Source organism: Providencia sp. PROV223, from assembly GCF_028479245.1.
Taxonomy (GTDB): domain Bacteria; phylum Pseudomonadota; class Gammaproteobacteria; order Enterobacterales; family Enterobacteriaceae; genus Providencia; species Providencia rettgeri.
On sequence record NZ_JAMPNG010000015.1, the window covers coordinates 79,731 to 98,684 of the forward strand.

General features: G+C 43.3%; 18 protein-coding genes. 13 read left to right on the forward strand and 5 right to left on the reverse strand.

The window, feature by feature from the left end; genetic code table 11:
* The first annotated feature begins 78 nt into the window (after positions 1-78).
* From tgt to pgpA, 10 genes are all read left to right on the forward strand, one after another.
* The gene (gene tgt, locus PR767_RS16000) at positions 79-1,206 is read left to right on the forward strand and encodes a tRNA guanosine(34) transglycosylase Tgt (RefSeq protein ID WP_004914630.1); all 1,128 of its coding nucleotides are present in this window, start codon (positions 79-81) and stop codon (positions 1,204-1,206) included.
* 94 nt (positions 1,207-1,300) lie between these two features.
* On the forward strand, positions 1,301-1,633 hold the full coding sequence (gene yajC, locus PR767_RS16005; protein WP_004905542.1) for a preprotein translocase subunit YajC: 333 nt from the start codon (positions 1,301-1,303) through the stop codon (positions 1,631-1,633).
* A 26-nt stretch (positions 1,634-1,659) separates the two neighbouring features.
* A complete protein-coding gene (secD, locus tag PR767_RS16010; protein ID WP_004914628.1) occupies positions 1,660-3,507 on the forward strand; it encodes a protein translocase subunit SecD in 1,848 nt (615 codons plus the stop codon).
* Between the two features lie 10 nt (positions 3,508-3,517).
* Positions 3,518-4,486 carry a protein translocase subunit SecF gene (gene secF / locus PR767_RS16015; protein ID WP_004914625.1) on the forward strand — a complete coding sequence of 323 codons (969 nt, stop codon included), beginning with the start codon at positions 3,518-3,520 and terminating at the stop codon, positions 4,484-4,486.
* A gap of 380 nt (positions 4,487-4,866) precedes the next feature.
* Positions 4,867-5,316 (forward strand): transcriptional regulator NrdR, encoded by a 450-nt coding sequence (gene nrdR, locus PR767_RS16020; RefSeq protein ID WP_004914623.1) that lies wholly within the window; start codon positions 4,867-4,869, stop codon positions 5,314-5,316.
* 5 nt (positions 5,317-5,321) lie between these two features.
* Positions 5,322-6,437 carry a bifunctional diaminohydroxyphosphoribosylaminopyrimidine deaminase/5-amino-6-(5-phosphoribosylamino)uracil reductase RibD gene (gene ribD, locus PR767_RS16025; protein ID WP_004914622.1) on the forward strand — a complete coding sequence of 372 codons (1,116 nt, stop codon included), beginning with the start codon at positions 5,322-5,324 and terminating at the stop codon, positions 6,435-6,437.
* A gap of 90 nt (positions 6,438-6,527) precedes the next feature.
* Complete coding sequence (gene ribH, locus PR767_RS16030; RefSeq protein WP_004905531.1) at positions 6,528-7,001, forward strand: 6,7-dimethyl-8-ribityllumazine synthase; 474 nt, start codon at positions 6,528-6,530, stop codon at positions 6,999-7,001.
* 103 nt (positions 7,002-7,104) lie between these two features.
* A complete protein-coding gene (nusB, locus tag PR767_RS16035; RefSeq protein ID WP_004914619.1) occupies positions 7,105-7,521 on the forward strand; it encodes a transcription antitermination factor NusB in 417 nt (138 codons plus the stop codon).
* A gap of 243 nt (positions 7,522-7,764) precedes the next feature.
* Complete coding sequence (thiL, locus tag PR767_RS16040; protein WP_004914616.1) at positions 7,765-8,748, forward strand: thiamine-phosphate kinase; 984 nt, start codon at positions 7,765-7,767, stop codon at positions 8,746-8,748.
* A gap of 1 nt (position 8,749) precedes the next feature.
* Positions 8,750-9,268 carry a phosphatidylglycerophosphatase A gene (pgpA, locus tag PR767_RS16045; RefSeq protein ID WP_109911879.1) on the forward strand — a complete coding sequence of 173 codons (519 nt, stop codon included), beginning with the start codon at positions 8,750-8,752 and terminating at the stop codon, positions 9,266-9,268.
* 406 nt (positions 9,269-9,674) lie between these two features.
* Here pgpA and PR767_RS16050 read toward each other — a convergent pair whose 3' ends face one another.
* The 5 genes from PR767_RS16050 to fixA all read right to left on the reverse strand — a co-directional run bounded on the left by PR767_RS16050 (position 9,675) and on the right by fixA (position 14,429).
* Positions 9,675-11,000: an MFS transporter gene (locus PR767_RS16050; RefSeq protein ID WP_442959807.1), complete on the reverse strand. Its 1,326-nt coding sequence runs from the start codon at positions 10,998-11,000 to the stop codon at positions 9,675-9,677.
* 80 nt (positions 11,001-11,080) lie between these two features.
* The gene (gene fixX, locus PR767_RS16055) at positions 11,081-11,368 is read right to left on the reverse strand and encodes a ferredoxin-like protein FixX (RefSeq protein WP_004914610.1); all 288 of its coding nucleotides are present in this window, start codon (positions 11,366-11,368) and stop codon (positions 11,081-11,083) included.
* A complete protein-coding gene (gene fixC, locus PR767_RS16060; RefSeq protein WP_004914606.1) occupies positions 11,365-12,651 on the reverse strand; it encodes an FAD-dependent oxidoreductase FixC in 1,287 nt (428 codons plus the stop codon). Before fixC ends, fixX begins: the two co-directional genes overlap by 4 nt.
* A 54-nt stretch (positions 12,652-12,705) precedes the next feature.
* A complete protein-coding gene (locus PR767_RS16065) occupies positions 12,706-13,647 on the reverse strand; it encodes an FAD-binding protein (RefSeq protein WP_123382494.1) in 942 nt (313 codons plus the stop codon).
* 11 nt (positions 13,648-13,658) lie between these two features.
* A complete protein-coding gene (fixA, locus tag PR767_RS16070; RefSeq protein ID WP_272520604.1) occupies positions 13,659-14,429 on the reverse strand; it encodes a putative electron transfer flavoprotein FixA in 771 nt (256 codons plus the stop codon).
* 511 nt (positions 14,430-14,940) lie between these two features.
* Between fixA and caiT the strand changes: the two genes are divergently transcribed.
* From caiT to caiB, 3 genes are all read left to right on the forward strand, one after another.
* Positions 14,941-16,458 carry an L-carnitine/gamma-butyrobetaine antiporter gene (caiT, locus tag PR767_RS16075; protein WP_004914596.1) on the forward strand — a complete coding sequence of 506 codons (1,518 nt, stop codon included), beginning with the start codon at positions 14,941-14,943 and terminating at the stop codon, positions 16,456-16,458.
* A 34-nt stretch (positions 16,459-16,492) separates the two neighbouring features.
* A complete protein-coding gene (caiA, locus tag PR767_RS16080) occupies positions 16,493-17,635 on the forward strand; it encodes a crotonobetainyl-CoA dehydrogenase (RefSeq protein ID WP_004914593.1) in 1,143 nt (380 codons plus the stop codon).
* A gap of 63 nt (positions 17,636-17,698) precedes the next feature.
* Positions 17,699-18,919 carry an L-carnitine CoA-transferase gene (caiB, locus tag PR767_RS16085; protein WP_004914591.1) on the forward strand — a complete coding sequence of 407 codons (1,221 nt, stop codon included), beginning with the start codon at positions 17,699-17,701 and terminating at the stop codon, positions 18,917-18,919.
* Positions 18,920-18,954 lie beyond the last annotated feature (35 nt).

Consider the following 18,954-nt stretch of genomic DNA (forward strand, 5'->3'; position numbering starts at 1 on the left):
CGGTGGCATCGGCTGCTTGCTTAGCAAATTAATATTATCAATAGCAACAGACTGTTTTTCTGCTGCTAGGAGGCAAACGTGAAATATGAATTACAAACGACCGATGGCAATGCACGCCGTGGTCGCTTAGTCTTTGAGCGCGGTGTGGTGGAAACCCCTGCATTTATGCCAGTAGGAACCTACGGTACTGTTAAGGGCATGACACCGGAAGAAGTTAAAGAGACTGGTGCTCAAATCTTATTAGGGAATACTTTCCACTTGTGGTTGCGCCCTGGGCAAGAAATTATGAAGTTGCATGGTGACCTCCATGACTTTATGCAATGGCAAGGCCCAATTTTAACCGATTCAGGTGGCTTTCAGGTCTTTAGTCTTGGTGCGATGCGCAAAATTAAAGAAGAAGGTGTGCATTTTCGCAACCCAATCAACGGTGAAAAAGTTTTCCTAAGCCCTGAAAAGTCGATGGAAATTCAGTATGACCTCGGTTCAGATATTGTCATGATTTTTGACGAGTGTACGCCATATCCAGCAGATTGGGACTATGCAAAGACATCAATGGAAATGTCGCTGCGTTGGGCTGCACGTAGCCGCCAACGTTTTGACGAACTAAACAATAAAAATGCCTTATTCGGTATTATTCAAGGTAGTGTTTACGAAGATTTACGTGATATTTCAGTTAAGGGGCTGGTGGAAATCGGCTTTGATGGGTACGCTGTAGGCGGCTTAGCCGTTGGCGAACCGAAAGAAGATATGCACCGAATCTTAGAACATGTCTGCCCGCAAATTCCAGCGGAAAAACCTCGTTACTTAATGGGGGTTGGTAAGCCTGAAGATTTAGTGGAAGGGGTTCGTCGCGGAATCGATATGTTCGATTGTGTGATGCCAACACGAAATGCGCGAAATGGGCATTTATTTGTGACAAATGGCGTGGTAAAAATTCGTAATGCTAAGTATAAATCAGACACATCAACACTGGATGCTGAGTGTGACTGCTATACTTGTCGTCATTATAGCCGCGCTTATCTGCATCATCTTGATAGATGTAATGAAATTCTTGGTGCAAGGCTCAATACCATCCATAATTTACGTTATTACCAGCGCTTGATGGCCGGTATTCGCCAAGCCATTGAAAATGGGAATTTTGAAGAGTTTGCTAAAGATTTTTACCAAAAGATTGGTAAACCTGAACCTTCATTAAATATCGAATGAATTTAAGTGCGAAATGCCATTAATCTGTGTAGCATATCAAACTTAGCTTTTTTGTATGTAAAATTGCTTTCAATAAAACAATGAGGAAAGTTGAATGAGTTTTTTTATTTCTGAAGCAGCGGCGTCAGCAGGTGCACCAGCGCAAGGTAGCCCGTACACTATGGTTATCATGCTTGTTGTTTTCGCGCTGATCTTCTATTTCATGATTTTGCGTCCACAGCAAAAACGTGCGAAAGAACACCGTAAATTGATGGAATCTATCACTAAAGGTGATGAAGTTTTAACAACTGGCGGTTTAATCGGACGTGTAACTAAAGTGTCTGAAACCGGTTATGTGGTTCTTGAGCTGAGTGAGAACACAGAAGTAACCATCAAACGTGATTTCGTTGCTGCTGTTTTACCTAAAGGCACAATGAAAGCAATTTAATTCTGATTCTCCCGAAGGGAACTGCCGTGCTAAACCGTTATCCTTTGTGGAAGTATCTGATGTTGATCTTCGCGATCCTCATCGGTTTGCTTTATGCACTTCCAAACCTATATGGTGAGGATCCGGCTGTTCAGATCACTGGCGTGCGGGGAACCGCCGCCAATGAACAAACGCTGATCCAAGTCCAGAAATCGTTAAAAGACGATAAAATTGAGAGTAAATCTATCTCTCTAGAAAATGGGGCCATTTTAGCCCGATTCAACAACTCTGATGTTCAGTTACGTGCGCGTGAAGTGATCATGAATGCACTGGGTGACCAGTATGTTGTTGCATTAAACCTTGCACCTGCAACGCCTAAGTGGCTCGAAGCTATCGGTGGTGAACCGATGAAGCTTGGTCTTGATCTGCGTGGTGGGGTTCACTTCCTGATGGAAGTTGATATGGACACTGCATTAGGTAAATTGCAGGAACAAAACATGGATGGTTTGCGTAATGACCTGCGTCAAGAAGGCATTGCGTACTCTTCTATTCGTAAAGGCAATGATTATAGCGTGGAAGTTCGTTTCCGTAACGCTGATGATCGTAGCCAAGCTGAAAAAGCATTGTCTCGTAAATACCCAGACTTAGTCTTTAGTGATGGCAGCGATAACACCATGATCGCAGTGATGACCGACGAGCGCTTACGTGAAGCACGTAACTACGCGGTTTCTCAGAACATTACTATTATTCGCAACCGTGTAAACCAATTAGGTGTTGCGGAGCCACTCGTTCAACGCCAAGGCGCTGACCGAATTGTGGTTGAATTACCGGGTATTCAAGATACCGCGCGCGCAAAAGAAATTTTAGGTGCGACTGCGACATTAGAATTCCGTCTAGTGAATACCGCTGTGGATTCTTCTGCAGCGGAAAGTGGCCGTGTACCAGGTGATTCAGAAGTTAAATATGACCGTGAAGGCATGCCTTATGTCTTATATAAGCGTGTGATCTTAACGGGTGACCATATTACCGACTCAACATCTGATGCGGATGAAAACGGTCAACCACAAGTGAGTATCAGTCTTGATAGTTCTGGTGGTTCTATCATGTCTGACTTTACACGTGATAACCAAGACAAGCTGATGGCAACGCTGTTTGTTGAATACAAAGACAGTGGCAAGAAAGATGCAACGGGCCGTTCAATTTTGGTGAAAGATGAAAAAGTCATCAATGCGGCACGTATTTCTGCACGTTTTGGTAGCAAATTCCGTATTACTGGTATTACTAACGGCACTGAAGCTCGCCAGCTTTCATTACTGTTACGTGCAGGTGCGTTGATTGCGCCAATCCAAATTGTTGAAGAACGTACCATTGGTCCAACACTAGGTATGCAAAATATCGAGCAAGGGCTGAAAGCCTGTATCGCAGGTCTGTTAGCTTCTATCCTATTTATGATTATTTACTATCGTAAATTTGGTCTGATTGCGAGTAGCGCGCTGTTGGCAAACTTGGTGTTAATTGTTGGGGTGATGTCCTTATTACCGGGCGCAACACTGACTATGCCTGGTATTGCCGGTATCGTATTAACCCTTGCGGTTGCCGTCGATGCGAACGTTCTAATTAACGAACGGATTAAAGAAGAGCTCAAGAACGGTCGATCTGTTCAGCAAGCAATTCATGAAGGGTATAAAGGCGCCTTCTCAAGTATTACAGACGCAAACTTAACGACACTGATCACTGCGATTATTCTCTATGCAGTGGGTACTGGGTCTATTAAAGGCTTTGCGATTACGACAGCGATTGGTGTCGCAACCTCTATGTTTACAGCTATCGTTGGTACACGTGCTATCGTGAACCTGCTTTACGGCGGTAAACGTATTAACAAGCTGTCAATTTAAGGAGCACGTTGTGGCACAGGATTATACTGTTGAACAATTGAACTATGGCCGTAAAGTTTATGACTTTATGCGCTGGGACAACGTTGCCTTTAGCATTTCTATCGTATTACTGATAGCTTCTTTTGTGATTATTGGCGTCAAAGGTTTTAACTGGGGCTTAGATTTCACCGGTGGTACGGTAATTGAAATCAACTTAAGTCAGCCAGCTGATTTGGATAAAATTCGTGATAGCTTGTCTAACTCGAATCATAAAGATCCATTAATCCAAAACTTTGGTAGCAGCCGCGATATCATGATCCGTATTCCGCCAATTGAAGGCACTGCTGGTCAAGAAGTCGGTAAAGAAATTATCACGATTATCAACCAAAATGTGGATGATAAAGCAACCGTAAAACGCATTGAATTCGTGGGGCCAAGTGTTGGGGCTGAATTAGCGCAAACAGGGGCTTTGGCTCTGTTAACTGCGTTGATTTGTATCCTAGTCTACGTTGGTTTCCGTTTTGAATGGCGTTTGGCCGCGGGTGCCGTGTTATCTCTTGCGCATGATGTGGTGATCACTTTGGGTATTCTGTCTTTGTTCCATATAGAGATAGATATGACTATCGTGGCATCATTGATGTCAGTTATTGGTTACTCACTGAACGACAGTATCGTTGTATCAGACCGTATCCGTGAAAACTTCCGTAAAATACGCCGTGGTACACCGTACGAAATCATGAACGTCTCTTTGACGCAAACATTGAGCCGTACCATCATGACATCAGCCACCACATTATTAGTGGTTCTGATGCTATACCTGTTCGGTGGCGCAATGTTAGAAGGCTTCTCATTGGTTATGTTAATCGGTGTAACTATCGGTACTATCTCATCTATTTATGTGGCTTCTGCATTAGCACTGAAGATGGGTATGAAGCGTGAACACTTGATGCAAGCGAAAGTCGAAAAAGAAGGCGCAGACCAAGAGTCATTACTGCCTTAGTTTTAAAAATGATGAGTAACTAAGCCAATTAGCACTCAAAATAGTTCGTGTTGTAGGTAGGCGGCAAGTGTAATTAATCCCTAGGAGCATACAAAAGTATGTGACTAGGGTTCATAAGCGATGCCAATACCCCTACAACGGGAATAATAAAGAGTTAAGCCAATTAGTGCTCAAAATAGTTCGTGTTGTAGGTAGGCGGCAAGTGTAATTAATCCCTAGGAGCATACAAAAGTATGTGACTAGGGTTAATAAACGATGCCAACACCCCTATAACGCGAAATATGAAGAGCAACGAGAACACCCTAGGAGGCATCTTCTAGGGTGTTTTTTCTCGCACAGTAGGGTAAACTATCTCCCCCTAAATAGATTCAGGAAACGCTATGCACTGCCCATTCTGCTCAGCTGTAGATACGAAAGTTATTGACTCGCGTCTGGTCGGTGAAGGGTCCCAAGTCCGTAGACGCCGCCAGTGCTTACTTTGTCATGAACGCTTCACCACTTTTGAAGTCGCTGAGCTTGTCATGCCTAGAGTCATTAAAAGCGACGATATTCGTGAACCTTTTGATGAAGAAAAGCTTAATCGAGGTATGCAAAAGGCATTAGAAAAACGGCCTGTAAGTTCTGATGACATTGAGCAAGCTATTATTTCTATTAAATCTCAGCTTCGGGCTACGGGAGAGCGTGAAGTTCCGTCGAAATTGATTGGCAGTTTGGTTATGGATGAACTGAAAAAGCTCGATAAAGTTGCCTATATCCGTTTTGCTTCTGTTTACCGCAGCTTTGAAGATGTGCGCGAATTTGGCGAAGAAATCGCTAAATTACAGGATTAACGCCAATGATTGAACAAGACAACATGTATATGGCTCGTGCTTTTGAATTGGCACGAAAAGGGCGTTTTACTACATCACCTAATCCAAATGTCGGGTGTGTGATTGTGCGTGATGGTGCCATTGTCGGTGAAGGGTATCATCAGAAAGCAGGGGAACCTCACGCTGAGGTTCACGCATTGCGTATGGCAGGAGAAAAAGCGCAAGGGGCAACGGCCTATGTCACCCTTGAGCCTTGTAGTCATCACGGCCGCACTCCGCCTTGTGCAGAAGCACTGATTAATGCAGGTGTAAGCCGAGTTGTAGCGGCGATGCAAGACCCAAATCCTCAGGTTGCAGGCCGTGGTCTGTATATGTTGTCGCAAGCAGGAATTGAAACACGTAGTAATGTTTTATTAGACGATGCTGAAGCGGCGAACCGTGGCTTTTTAAAACGTATGCGTACCGGGTTTCCCTATATCCAGTTGAAACTTGCTGCTTCGCTTGATGGCAAGACCGCCCTTGAATCTGGGGAAAGCAAATGGATTACCAGCCCGGCAGCTCGCAAAGATGTACAAGCTCTTCGAGCCGAGGCAAGTGCTATTTTAAGTACGAGCAGCACGGTTGTTGCTGATGACCCTTCTTTAACGGTACGTTGGAATGAGCTCCCATCAGATATCCAACAAGTGTATCCAGAAAGCCAAGTACGCCAACCCATTCGTATTGTGCTAGATAATCACAATCGAGTGACTCCTGACCATAAAGTTACTCAATTAGATGGTGAATGTTGGTTAGTGCGCTCAACCCCAGATGAAAATGCGGTATGGCAAGGAAAAATTGAGCAAATCGCTATTCCAGCAGATGAAAACGGCACCGATCTGGTTATTTTGATGATGCAGCTGGCTAAACGTAATGTGAATAGCATTTGGGTTGAGGCGGGAGCAAAACTCGCAGGCTCATTACTTAAGCTAGGTTTAGTTGACGAACTGATTGTCTATATTGCACCTAAATTATTAGGTGACAGCGCTCGAGGTTTGGTGGACTTTCCGCCGCTTAACGCCCTTGTTGATGCGCCAAAATTTGAATTTACAGAAGTGAAGCAAGTCGGGCCAGACCTTCGTGTCAGGCTTCGTCCCGTATGGTAAGTGGTTTTTTTGAAAATCATACGTACGATACACGAAAGAATGTGATAAAATCCGCGCCCCGCGGGTTATAATTAATATTAGAGGAAGGCTATGAACGTAATTAAAGGTGTTGTTGCTGCTCCACAAGCGCGTGTTGCTATCGCTATCGCTCGTTTTAACAACTTTATTAATGATAGTCTGCTGGAAGGTGCTGTTGATGCGTTAGAACGCATTGGTCAGGTTTCAAATGACAATATTACAATTGTGTGGGTTCCAGGCGCTTATGAGCTGCCATTGACCACAAAAGCATTGGTTGAAACGAATAAATATGATGCAGTGATTGCATTAGGTACTGTGATTCGTGGTGGGACTGCTCACTTTGAATACGTTGCAGGTGAATGTAGCTCCGGTTTATCTCATGTTGCGATGAACAGTGAAGTTCCAGTGACTTTTGGTGTGTTAACCACTGAAAATATTGAACAAGCTATTGAACGTGCGGGTACTAAAGCAGGTAATAAAGGTGCTGAAGCTGCACTGACAGCACTTGAAATGATTAATGTAATTAAGGCCATCAAAGGCAAATAATACACAATTTGCTCTATGTTGCTATTTTTTCGCCACTACGGTGTAGATTACGCAATGCAACAAGTATTTATTGTGTACAGTTTTTAAATTTAAGGGGAATCTTGTGAAACCTGCTGCTCGTCGCCGCGCTCGTGAGTGTGCTGTACAAGCCATTTATTCATGGCAATTATCTGGCAATCCAATTGCTGAAGTCGAATATGAGTTTATTGCTGAACAGGACATGTCAGACGTCGACGTAAACTATTTTCGTGAACTGTTATCAGGTGTTGCGACTAACGCAACAAAACTAGATCAACAGATGGCGCCTTATTTATCTCGTCAGCTCGAAGAGTTAGGGCAGGTAGAAAAAGCGATTTTACGCGTCTCCATGTTTGAATTAAGTTTCCGTGAAGATGTACCTTATAAAGTCGCAATCAACGAAGGTATTGAATTAGCGAAAGTTTTTGGCGCAGAAGATAGCCATAAATTCGTTAACGGTGTATTAGACAAAGCTGCACCTGCGGTACGCCGTAAAAAATAATAATATCAGGGTTCCCTCCTGTAGCACTACGGTAATAAATAGGTAGCCTGGGTTCCAGTCTACCTTTGTGTTTATATGCTCGCGATATTTCAATGGCCGGTGAGCGAAGAATAATTGCAGCCAATTAGATAGACTCTTCAGGTTAGCAATTCAGTGCTATTTACCTATTATTGAATTATTAGGGTGTAAATTATTTGCTTCGTCTTAAACGAAAATAGATATAGCGAAAACGGAAAATCTACCATGTCATATGGCGAATTTGACCTCATCGCGCGTTATTTTAACCGTCAAACCACTAACCGACGTGATGTTAATATCGGTATTGGGGATGACTGTGCGTTGATGACCATTCCAGAAAAACAGCAACTTGCTGTAAGCACTGACACTCTCGTTTCTGGTATTCATTTCCTACCAACCATTTCACCAGCTGATCTTGCTTATAAATCATTAGCATCTAATTTAAGTGACCTCGCAGCGATGGGCGCAGACCCTGCATGGGTTTCTTTGGCAATTACATTGCCTTGTGTTGATTGTGATTGGTTACAATCTTTTAGTGATAGTTTGTTTGAACAGCTTAACTATTATGGCATGCAATTAATTGGTGGTGATACAACCCGAGGCCCTATGAGCTTGACCTACACGGTTCATGGCTTAGTGCCAAACGGCAAAGCGATGTCCCGTGCGGGGGCGCGTAATGGCGATTGGATTTATGTAACGGGGACTCTCGGTGATAGCGCTGCTGGCCTTGCTATTTTACAAGATAAACTGAATGTTAAAAATGTAGAACATCAAGAATGGCTAATTGCGCGCCATTTACGTCCACAGCCACGGATTTTACAAGGCCAAGCATTGAGAAACCTGGCTTCTTCTGCGATTGATATTTCTGACGGTTTAGTTTCTGATCTCAACCACATCTTGAAAGCGAGCAGTTGTGGTGCGCGCATTAATTTAGATGCATTGCCTCAATCAGAAGCGTTGAAACAAAGTTGTAGTATCGAACAAGGGCGTTTATGGTCTTTGAGTGGTGGTGAAGACTACGAACTTTGCTTTACCGTTCCTGAAATTAACCGTGGAGCGCTAGAGATGGCACTTGCACACACAGGCTCAGGCTTTACGTGTATTGGGCAAATTAAGCCGCAGTCTGAAGGAATTAGCTACTTTTGCAATAACCAAGAAGTTGATGTAAACCTAAAAGGTTTCGATCATTTTGTTTCGGAAGGTGCATAGAATGGCTAGTCGCCAAGAAAAAGCAGAAGCAAAAAAACGGCTGAATATGCGTAATCCTTGGCACTTATTGGCTACAGGATTTGGTAGCGGCCTTTCACCTATTGTGCCAGGCACAATGGGCTCTCTTGCTGCGATACCTTTCTGGTTATTAATGGCCAACATGCCAATTTGGAGCCTGTGGGTGCTTATTATCGCGGGTTTTTGGATTGGTTGCTTAATTTGTCAGCGCACTTCCGATGATATGAAAATTCATGACCACGGCAGCATTGTTTGGGATGAATTTATCGGGATGTGGATTACTCTCATGGCGATCCCAGTTGTTGATTATGAATGGGTCATCACCGCCTTCTTTATTTTCCGCATTTATGACATGTGGAAGCCATGGCCGATACGGATTTTTGACCGAAAAGTCAGTGGCGGTTTTGGCATCATGATTGACGATATTATTGCGGCGATTTTTGCTTATGTGACTATTTGGTTGTTGGTATGGTATGACATCATGCCATTCTCTACCAACTAAATACGCGTCATATTTTGCGCTGTGGCGTTGTTGGCCGCACTTGGTTACCCGAATCACATACTTGTGTATGCTCATCGGGATAACCTCGATTGCCGCCTAGCCACAACACAAACTATTTAGCGTATAAATACGCGTCATATTTCAAATTGTAGGGGTGTTGGCTTCGCTTATTCGCCCTAGTCACATACTTGTGTATGCTCCTAGGGTCTTATTTGCTTGCCGCCTACCTACAATCTGAACTATTTAGCGTATAAATACGCGTTATACTTCTTACTGGCACTGCGTTACCCTAGTCACATACTCTTCTATGCTCCTAGGGATTCGTTTCTCTTGCTGTCTTGGTGCAGTAAGAATTGTTTAGCGTATTTGATGTGATTGTTTATCGTAGTAACTTCTTTTGCTTCTTTTACTTCTTTCCACGCCGGATACCCATCACTGAGGTTTGTGCTAGGGTTAAGCCTTTGGTTTCTGGTGCAAATAGGATCGAAACGATCAGTCCGAGTAAAGAAACGCCTGCCCCCATTAATACCACCGAACTGACACCGTATTTAGTGATAAATAGCGGTAATGCCCATGTTGAAAAAATGGTTCCAATACGGCTGATGGACATAATTACCCCAACGGCGGATGCGCGAATATCTGTTGGAAACAGCTCATTAGGGTAAAGCCATTGCAAAATACCGGGTCCCCCTGAGAAAAAAGCGTAAATCCCAAACATGATAATCACAAGGCAAATACCAAGGTTTGAAAATAGTCCAAGTATGGCAAGTGCGAGGGTCATAATGGCAAAGCTACCAATCAATAATGGTCTCCGTCCCATTTTATTCAGCCAATACATCGCAGGTAAGCAGCCTAGCATAAAGAATAAGCTGATAACTACGTTACCGAGTGCAGCGTTTTTTCCTTGATCCCACCCCAACTGCCCAACGATTTGTGGTCCAAAGGTGTAAATTGCAAACATCGGGATCACTTGGCAGGTCCAAATAATGGCGGTGAATAGGACGAAAGAAAAATGCCTCTTAGTGAATAATTGAAGAAAGTGTGTTTTTTGTTGTTCTTCGGCTTCAAATATTACGGGTTGGCCAAATAACTTTTCCATCATTTTTTCACATTCTTTAATGCGCCCTTTGCGAATCAGCCAAAGAGGTGATTCAGGTAAATCAAAACGACCAATCAAAATAATAATACAGGGGATCACTGAGCTACCAAGCATCCAGCGCCAGCCATCTTCCACGTCATATAGCATATAGCCGACGAGATTGGCACAGGTGGCACCGACATACCACATTGCTGCAATAAACCCGACAGCAAATGCACGTTGTTTGGTATTGGAAAATTCGGTGATCATTGACGTTGCAATTGGGTAGTCTGCACCTATTACAATCCCGATTAAGAACCGCATGATAAGCAGCTCCATCGGTGTTGAGACAAACATGGTCGCGACTGAAATGGCACCAATGGCAACAATATCAATTAAAAACATTTTACGACGACCGACTTGGTCACAAATATAGCCAAATAGAGAAGTACCAATGAATAGGCCTGCCAATGTTGCAGCACCCAATAAGCCAATCCATTCACTACTTAAACTTAATACGGGGGTGAGTTGTTCTAATGCAACGCCGATCAGGACTAATACATAACCATCCAGAAAAGGCCCACCGCTACCCCACAGCATAATCCGTCGGTGAACGGAGGAAAATTGAATATCATCAAAACTTTTTGGTTTCATTATGGATGTGTCCCTGATCAGCGCAAATAAACGCCTGAAAACTCTCGAAGTTATTAGCTTCGAGAGTGATGCTAAATAAATCAGCCGTAACGAAATTCAATACCGAAAGTGCCGCGTGGGTATTCCCATTTTTCTAATGCACTATCTAAGCCAAGAATGCGGCAGGTTCCACATTCGAGACAGCCGGCATAATCGAAACGTACTGAGCCATCTTCTTGTTTTTTATATAATCCCGCAGGGCAAGCTTTAGTTAATGTGTCGAGCACATTCATATCTGGATGCTCTTTTATCACAATATGCGGGTTTTCTTCATCGACATTAAATTTATTAATACCGAGTTTGACATCAACGTTGACTGGATTACTCATATTGCTCTGACTCCTTTAATTCCATCCTTGAGCAAGTTCATAAAGCCCACTTTTTTCGCGTGTTGTAACATGGTCTTACGTAAAGGCACAGGAGCTTCATCTGAAATAGTGAAGAGTTTTTTTGCAATACCAACCGCCATTTCTGGGTAAGCAGAAAACATGCGCGGGTTATCCAAAAACTCAGGCATTTTTTGGTACATTTTCATGTCCCGCAGTGGGCCTTCGTTGAGCAGTGTGAGGTATTGATTTAAATTTTGTTTGCTGAAATCATCAGTTTTCATTGCGCTAAGTACCGCTTTTGCTGCGGCTTCACCCGAAGCAACGGCTAAGTCCATACCGCGAATAGTAAAACCTAAATTCATACACATACCCGCAGCATCGCCCGCGATTAACACACCATCGCGAACCAGTTCTGATTGCATTTTTAAACCCGCTTCAGGGACGACGTGCGCGGCATATTCGACCATTTTTCCACCTTCAATCAAAGGTGCAACAGCCGGATGTTGTTTAAAGTCTTCAAGCATTTGCGGAACAGATTTTTTAGCATCTTTAATATGGTGTAGGCCGCAAACTAAGCCGAGTGAAACGGTATCTTCATTGGTATAGAGGAACCCACCGCCCATCAAGCCATCGGTTGGTGAGCCAGCAAATAGCCAAGCAACACCTTCTTTGTCTTTAAGGTTAAAACGGTTAGCTAGGACATCTTTTGGTAGTTCAATGAGCTCTTTTACACCAACAGCGACATGTTCTGCATTGACGCGTTTAGTCATGCCAAGTTGTTCAGCCAGCAGTGAGTTGACGCCATCCGCTAAAATGACCACTTTAGCTTCAAGTACATCACCATCAGCCTCAACACCAACTACCTTGCCATCGCGTTCTACTAACTTATCAACCCGAATACCCGTAATACACTGTGCACCAGCATTTTCGGCTTGTTCAACTAGCCATGGATCTAATTTACCGCGTAGTACAGACCAAGACGTTTCATCAGGGCTTTGTTCTGAGCCATTTTGGAAATCAACTGTAACAGCGCCAGTTTCGGTCATAAATGACAGTTTTTCGCGTGTGATCATGCGCTCAATAGGCGCTTCTTGGGTAAAGCCTGGAATAATGCGTTCTAAGCTATGGGCATACATTCGCCCACCTGTTACGTTTTTGCCGCCCGCGTAGTTTCCTCTTTCGATTAGGAGAACTTGCGCACCTTCACGGGCAAGCACCAATGCAGCTACAGAGCCAGCTAGACCTGCGCCTACAATGATTGCATCAAAAATATCATCGGACATAGTTTCTCCAAAGGTCACGAAAACAGTGAGGAAAATGCCTCACTGTTATTGAGTTTATTTCGCCAGTTGTTGCGTTAACGCAGGTAAGATTTTGAACAGATCGCCAACGATCCCGTAGTCTGCAAATTGGAAAATAGGGGCGTTTTTATCTTTGTTGATTGCGACGATCGTTTGTGCGCCATTCGCACCGACCATATGTTGAATCTGCCCTGAAATGCCGACGGCAAGATAAAGTTCAGGTTTGAGCATTAAGTTAGAAATACCCACATAGCGCTCATGTTCCATCCATTTTTCGTTTTCTGCGACTGGGCGAGAACAAGCGATTTCAGCACCGATGGTATCGGCAAGCGTTTTGGCAATCGCAATGTTTTCTTGGCTACCAATACCTCGCCCGACACTGACAACTAAGCGTGCCTTGTCTAATTCCACTGAGTTACCTGCTTTTTTCTGAATCGAGGTACGTACAATAGATTGTTTTGGTTCGACCCATTGTGTAGCTTGAGCTGTGCCGCTACGTGATGCATCACTTGGGGCTGCTTCAAATGTACCAGAGGTAAGGGTTGCAATTGAAAATGCGCTATCTAGGGTCTCTTGGCCGAAGGCTAAGCCACCATAAACCATATGTTTAATCAGCGGTTTTTCAGATTCAATTGTGATTGCGGCGGCATCATTGGAAACCGCGGCTTGTAGTTTCGCGCCTAAGCGTGCTGCAAGTAATTTTCCTCTGCGGGTATTTGGTAACAACAGTAAACCGTTATCGCTTTGTTGTTTGATGGTGGAAACCATCGTGTCCGCATAGTCTTCAATAATGCGGTCATCGGGTTTACCTGTTAATAGAAAGACTTGCGAAGCGCCAAGTTGGAAAGCTTGTGCGCTTTGTGCTTCATCAAGGGCAAAAACATTCACTTGCTCGCCAAGCGAGAGGGCACCACCGATAAGTTCAGGTAAGCGAGAAGTCATATCACTAAATACCCAAACGGTTGATAATTTGCTCATAACTCCTCCAATTAAATAATTTTTCTTAAATGTTCAGCAAATTGCGCAATTTGGTCATCGCCATCACCTTCAATGATGACCCGCTGGCGGACTTTTTGTTTCGGCGCGGCGATAGATTGAGACGATAATGCGGCAACGTTATCTAAGCCAATATCTGCCATCGTCCAAGCTTGGATGGGTTTTTTAGCGGCACCTAAAATGGCTTTCATTGAAGGAATAATAGGAACGTTAATGTCGGAGGTTACAGCGATAATGGCCGGTAATGGCATGGATAGCGTTTCAATTTCATCTTCTAGCTCACGTTCTACAATGACCGTATCAGCTGTGATGGAAACAATTTTTTTTACACCATTGATGGCAGGAATTTGCAGCGTTTCACCTAATAAAATGCTCACTTGTTGTGCATTGAGATCCGCGGAGCCATCACCACAAATAATTAAATCGAAGCCCACTTTCTGTGCCGCTGCACCAAGGGTAATGGCAGTTTGATGGGGAAGTGCATGCTCAAGTTGGTCATCAATCACAACAACGAGCTCATCTGGGCCACGCGATAGCACATCTTTACGTGCTTTCATATTCGTGAGTGCTTTACCACCAATACTTAACGCAATCACTTTGCTGTCAGCTTGCTGTGCTTTTATTTGATTAGCGGTTTCAATTGCATTTAAATCATATTGACTGATTTTGGTATCGGCACGTGAAAAATCTAAAGAACCATCTGTGCTATTTACAATAATATCTTGTTCATCAGGAACAGATTTATAGCATGTAATAATATTCATTACATCTCCTAAAATAATATTAATAAATATGATCCGTTTCGGTTTCGGATTATATAATTATCATGAACTGGATATTTAAAAATAAAACCTAAGTCACCAATATTGAAAACCTTAAATTAAAGTGGGTTTAAATATTCATACTGATACCCTACTCACCAATACTGTAAAAATCATCTAGTTATCAATGAAATGTTCAATATTGCTACTGGAATCACCAATACTGAAGGTATTTAATAACATTAACGTTACACAATATTTTATCTCTATGTATTTATTGGTGTTTTAATTATTAAAATTAATAACAATTATTTATCACGAATAATATTGTGACCTTAATAACAGAATTGTTTATGGGGACTAGACATGATTTGGATAGAATTTGAATTAATACTTAATTAGGTTTGTTGGGATTTAATAATAAATATAAGTTTTAAATGCATATAGATATTAGGTAATGAGAATAATATCTATTTTAAAACTTATATATTAAATAATAAATTGGGACCGAACTATGAGCAAAGAAAATAAAAAAGGTGGGATAGAACCGAAGGTTTTTTTTCCGCCGTTGATCATTGTTGGACTACTGTGTTGGTTAACTGTTCGTGATTTAGATGCGTCAAATGAAGTTATCAACCAAGTTTTCAGCTATGTCACCAATGTGTGGGGCTGGGCATTTGAGTGGTATATGGTTGTCATGTTTGGTGGCTGGTTTTGGTTGATTTTAGGGCCTTATGCGAAGAAGCGCTTAGGGGAAGAAAAACCTGAGTTTAGCCGAGCAAGCTGGATTTTCATGATGTTCGCATCTTGTACTTCAGCTGCCGTACTTTTCTGGGGTTCGATTGAAATATTCTACTATGTATCAGCGCCTCCATTTGGTTTTGAGCCTTATTCAAATGAAGCGAAAAATATCGGGTTAGCCTATAGCTTATTCCACTGGGGACCGCTCCCATGGGCGACTTATAGCTTCTTATCGGTCGCATTTGGTTACTTTTTCTTCGTTCGTAAAATGGATGTCATTCGCCCAAGTAGTACGCTGGTTCCATTAGTGGGTGAAAAACACGTAAATGGCTGGTTTGGAACCATTATTGATAACTTTTACTTGGTCGCATTGATTTTAGCAATGGGGACGAGTTTAGGGCTAGCGACACCGCTGGTTACCGAATGTATTCAATACCTGTTTGGAATTCCTCATACCCTTGAGCTCGATGCCATCATTATCTTCTGCTGGATCATCCTGAATGCAATTTGTGTGGCTTTTGGTTTGCAAAAAGGGGTGAAAATCGCCAGTGACGTCCGTAGTTACCTGAGTTTCTTGATGCTGGGATGGGTATTTATTGTTGGCGGTGCTAGCTTCATTGTGAACTATTTTACCGATTCTATCGGGGTTCTAATGATGTATATGCCACGCATGTTGTTCTATACAGATGCAGTCGGCAAAGGCGGTTTCCCACAAGGTTGGACCGTATTCTATTGGGCGTGGTGGGTAATTTATGCCATCCAAATGTGTATTTTCCTCGCACGTATCTCTAAAGGCCGTACCGTCCGTGAGCTGTGTATCGGTATGGTAGCAGGCTTGACGGCAGGAACTACGCTAATTTGGACAATATTAGGCAGTAATACCCTACAACTGGTAGACCAAAACATTATTAACATTCCAAAGCTGATCGAAGAGTTCGGCGTCGCACGCGCCATCATTGAAACATGGGCGGCTTTACCTTTGAGCACTGCAACAATTTGGGGCTTCTTCATCCTCTGCTTTATCGCCACGGTGACACTGATCAACGCGTGTTCTTACACACTCGCGATGTCAACTTGTCGCGCAGTTAAAGATGGCGATGAGCCACCATTATTAGTGCGCATTGGTTGGTCTGTCTTAGTTGGCGTTATCGGCATTGTCTTGCTGGCTTTAGGCGGATTAAAACCAATTCAAACCGCGATAATTGCCGGAGGATGCCCACTTTTTTTCGTCAACATCATGGTAACGCTCTCCTTTATTAAAGATGCCAAAGTGCATTGGAAAAATGACTAATTTATTCAAAAACAACATGTAAGAGGTTATTGATATGGATTTTAGATTGAATGATGAGCAGGAACTGTTTGTCGCAGGGATCCGTGAACTGATGGCCAGTGAAAACTGGGAAAGCTATTTCGCCGAATGTGACCGAGACAGTAAATATCCTGAACGCTTTGTCAAAGCCTTAGCGGATATGGAAATCGATAACCTGCTGATCCCAGAAGAACATGGCGGCTTAAATGCAGGGTTTATCACCGTTGCTGCGGTATGGATGGAGCTTGGTCGCCTAGGTGCACCAACCTATGTGTTGTACCAATTACCGGGCGGTTTTAATACGGTGCTTAGAGAAGGGACTCAAGAGCAAATTGACAAAATCATGGCGTTCCGTGGTACGGGTAAACAAATGTGGAACTCGGCGATCACTGAACCGGGTGCAGGATCTGATGTTGGTAGCCTACAAACCACTTACCAACGCCGTAATGGCAAAGTGTATTTGAACGGTAGCAAATGTTTTATCACCAGTAGTGCTTACACCCCATACATTGTGGTGATGAGTCGCGATGCGGATTCACCAGACAAACCTGTTTTCACCGAATGGTTCTTAGATATGAGCAAACCAGGTATCAAGGTGAATAAACTTGAAAAACTGGGTTTACGCATGGATAGCTGTTGTGAAATTACCTTTGATAATGTCGAACTGGATGAAAAAGACATGTTTGGCCGCGAAGGTAACGGTTTTAACCGTGTAAAAGAAGAGTTCGACCATGAGCGTTTCTTAGTGGCATTAACTAACTATGGTACCGCGATGTGTGCGTTCGAAGATGCGGCGCGTTACGCTAACCAGCGTGTTCAATTCGGTGAAGCCATTGGTCGTTTTCAGTTAATTCAAGAAAAATTTGCACATATGGCGATCAAGCTCAATTCAATGCGCAACATGTTATATGAAACTGCATGGAAGAGTGACAACGGATTGATCACCTCTGGTGATGCAGCAATGTGTAAATACTTCTGTGCAAATGCGGCATTTGAAGTCGTGGACTCTGCGATGCAAGTACTCGGTGGTGTAGGAATTGCAGGTGAGCACCGAATTGCCCGTTTCTGGCGTGACCTTCGTGTGGATCGCGTATCAGGTGGTTCAGATGAAATGCAAATACTGACATTAGGCCGTAGCGTACTGAAACAATACCGCTAATAACTGAACGTAATGGGATGGTTTTCAAGAGAAGGCCAACCCTGCTTCACAGGAGATAAGAACATGGCAGAGCATCTACCTATGCCAGAATTTGGCCCTCTAGCTGGGGTTAGAGTGGTATTTTCAGGAATTGAAATTGCTGGCCCATTTGCAGGGCAAATGTTTGCAGAATGGGGCGCTGAAGTGATCTGGATAGAAAATGTCGCCTGGGCAGACACTATTCGCGTTCAACCCAACTACCCACAGCTATCACGGCGTAATTTACGTGCGTTATCATTGAATATTTTCAAAGATGAGGGGCGTGACGCGTTTCTAAAACTGATGGAAACAACCGATATCTTCATTGAAGCGAGTAAAGGCCCCGCATTTGCTCGTCGTGGTATCACGGACGAAGTACTTTGGGAACATAACCCTAAACTGGTCATTGCACACTTATCCGGTTTTGGGCAGTACGGTGACCCACAATATACCAACCTCGCAGCGTATAACACCATTGCTCAAGCCTTCAGCGGCTATCTGATTCAAAACGGTGATAAAGACCAGCCAATGCCGGCTTTTCCTTATACCGCAGACTATTTTTCTGGCATGACGGCGACAACGGCGGCATTGGCGGCACTGTATAAAGCCCGTGAAACCGGAAAGGGTGAAAGTATTGACGTTGCCATGTATGAAGTGATGTTACGTATGGGGCAATACTTCATGATGGACTACTTCAATGGTGGAGAGATCTGCCCACGTATGACAAAAGGGAAAGACCCCTATTACGCAGGTTGTGGCCTATATAGTTGTAATGATGGCTATATCGTGATGGAAATTGTTGGTATCACGCAAATTCAGGAAATTTTTAAAGATATTGGGTTGGCGCATCTGTTAGGTACACCAGAAATACCGGAAGGCACACAGTTAATTCACCGTGTGGAATGCCCTTATGGGCCTTTAGTTGAAGAAAAACTCGATGAATGGCTAGGTTCACGTTCGATTGATGAAGTGTTAGCAAGACTCGCAGAATTGAATATTGCTAGCGCCAAAGTCCTTACTATTCCTGAGTTAGAAACCAATCCTCAATACATTGCACGCGAATCTATTACCAGTTGGCAAACAATGGAAGGAAAAACCTGTCGTGGTCCTAACGTCATGCCTAAATTCAAAAATAACCCCGGACAAATTTGGCGAGGCATGCCATCACACGGTATGGACACGACAGATATCTTAAAAAATATTGGATACAGCGAAACTGATATTCGGGGGTTAGTCGATAAAGGGCTAGCCAAAATAGTTGATTAATTGAATGGGTACTCAGGTCAATGATGACTATTGAG

What these genes read in the sequence shown, in the direction of transcription:
- yajC (WP_004905542.1), top strand. Translation starts at nt 1,301, where the DNA reads ATGAGTTTTTTTATTTCTGAAGCAGCGGCGTCAGCAGGTGCACCAGCG.
- nrdR (WP_004914623.1), top strand. Translation starts at nt 4,867, where the DNA reads ATGCACTGCCCATTCTGCTCAGCTGTAGATACGAAAGTTATTGACTCG.
- ribD (WP_004914622.1), top strand. Translation starts at nt 5,322, where the DNA reads ATGATTGAACAAGACAACATGTATATGGCTCGTGCTTTTGAATTGGCA.
- ribH (WP_004905531.1), top strand. Translation starts at nt 6,528, where the DNA reads ATGAACGTAATTAAAGGTGTTGTTGCTGCTCCACAAGCGCGTGTTGCT.
- thiL (WP_004914616.1), top strand. Translation starts at nt 7,765, where the DNA reads ATGTCATATGGCGAATTTGACCTCATCGCGCGTTATTTTAACCGTCAA.
- pgpA (WP_109911879.1), top strand. Translation starts at nt 8,750, where the DNA reads ATGGCTAGTCGCCAAGAAAAAGCAGAAGCAAAAAAACGGCTGAATATG.
- PR767_RS16050 (WP_442959807.1), bottom strand. Translation starts at nt 11,000, where the DNA reads ATGAAACCAAAAAGTTTTGATGATATTCAATTTTCCTCCGTTCACCGA.
- fixX (WP_004914610.1), bottom strand. Translation starts at nt 11,368, where the DNA reads ATGAGTAATCCAGTCAACGTTGATGTCAAACTCGGTATTAATAAATTT.
- fixC (WP_004914606.1), bottom strand. Translation starts at nt 12,651, where the DNA reads ATGTCCGATGATATTTTTGATGCAATCATTGTAGGCGCAGGTCTAGCT.
- PR767_RS16065 (WP_123382494.1), bottom strand. Translation starts at nt 13,647, where the DNA reads ATGAGCAAATTATCAACCGTTTGGGTATTTAGTGATATGACTTCTCGC.
- fixA (WP_272520604.1), bottom strand. Translation starts at nt 14,429, where the DNA reads ATGAATATTATTACATGCTATAAATCTGTTCCTGATGAACAAGATATT.
- caiT (WP_004914596.1), top strand. Translation starts at nt 14,941, where the DNA reads ATGAGCAAAGAAAATAAAAAAGGTGGGATAGAACCGAAGGTTTTTTTT.
- caiA (WP_004914593.1), top strand. Translation starts at nt 16,493, where the DNA reads ATGGATTTTAGATTGAATGATGAGCAGGAACTGTTTGTCGCAGGGATC.
- caiB (WP_004914591.1), top strand. Translation starts at nt 17,699, where the DNA reads ATGGCAGAGCATCTACCTATGCCAGAATTTGGCCCTCTAGCTGGGGTT.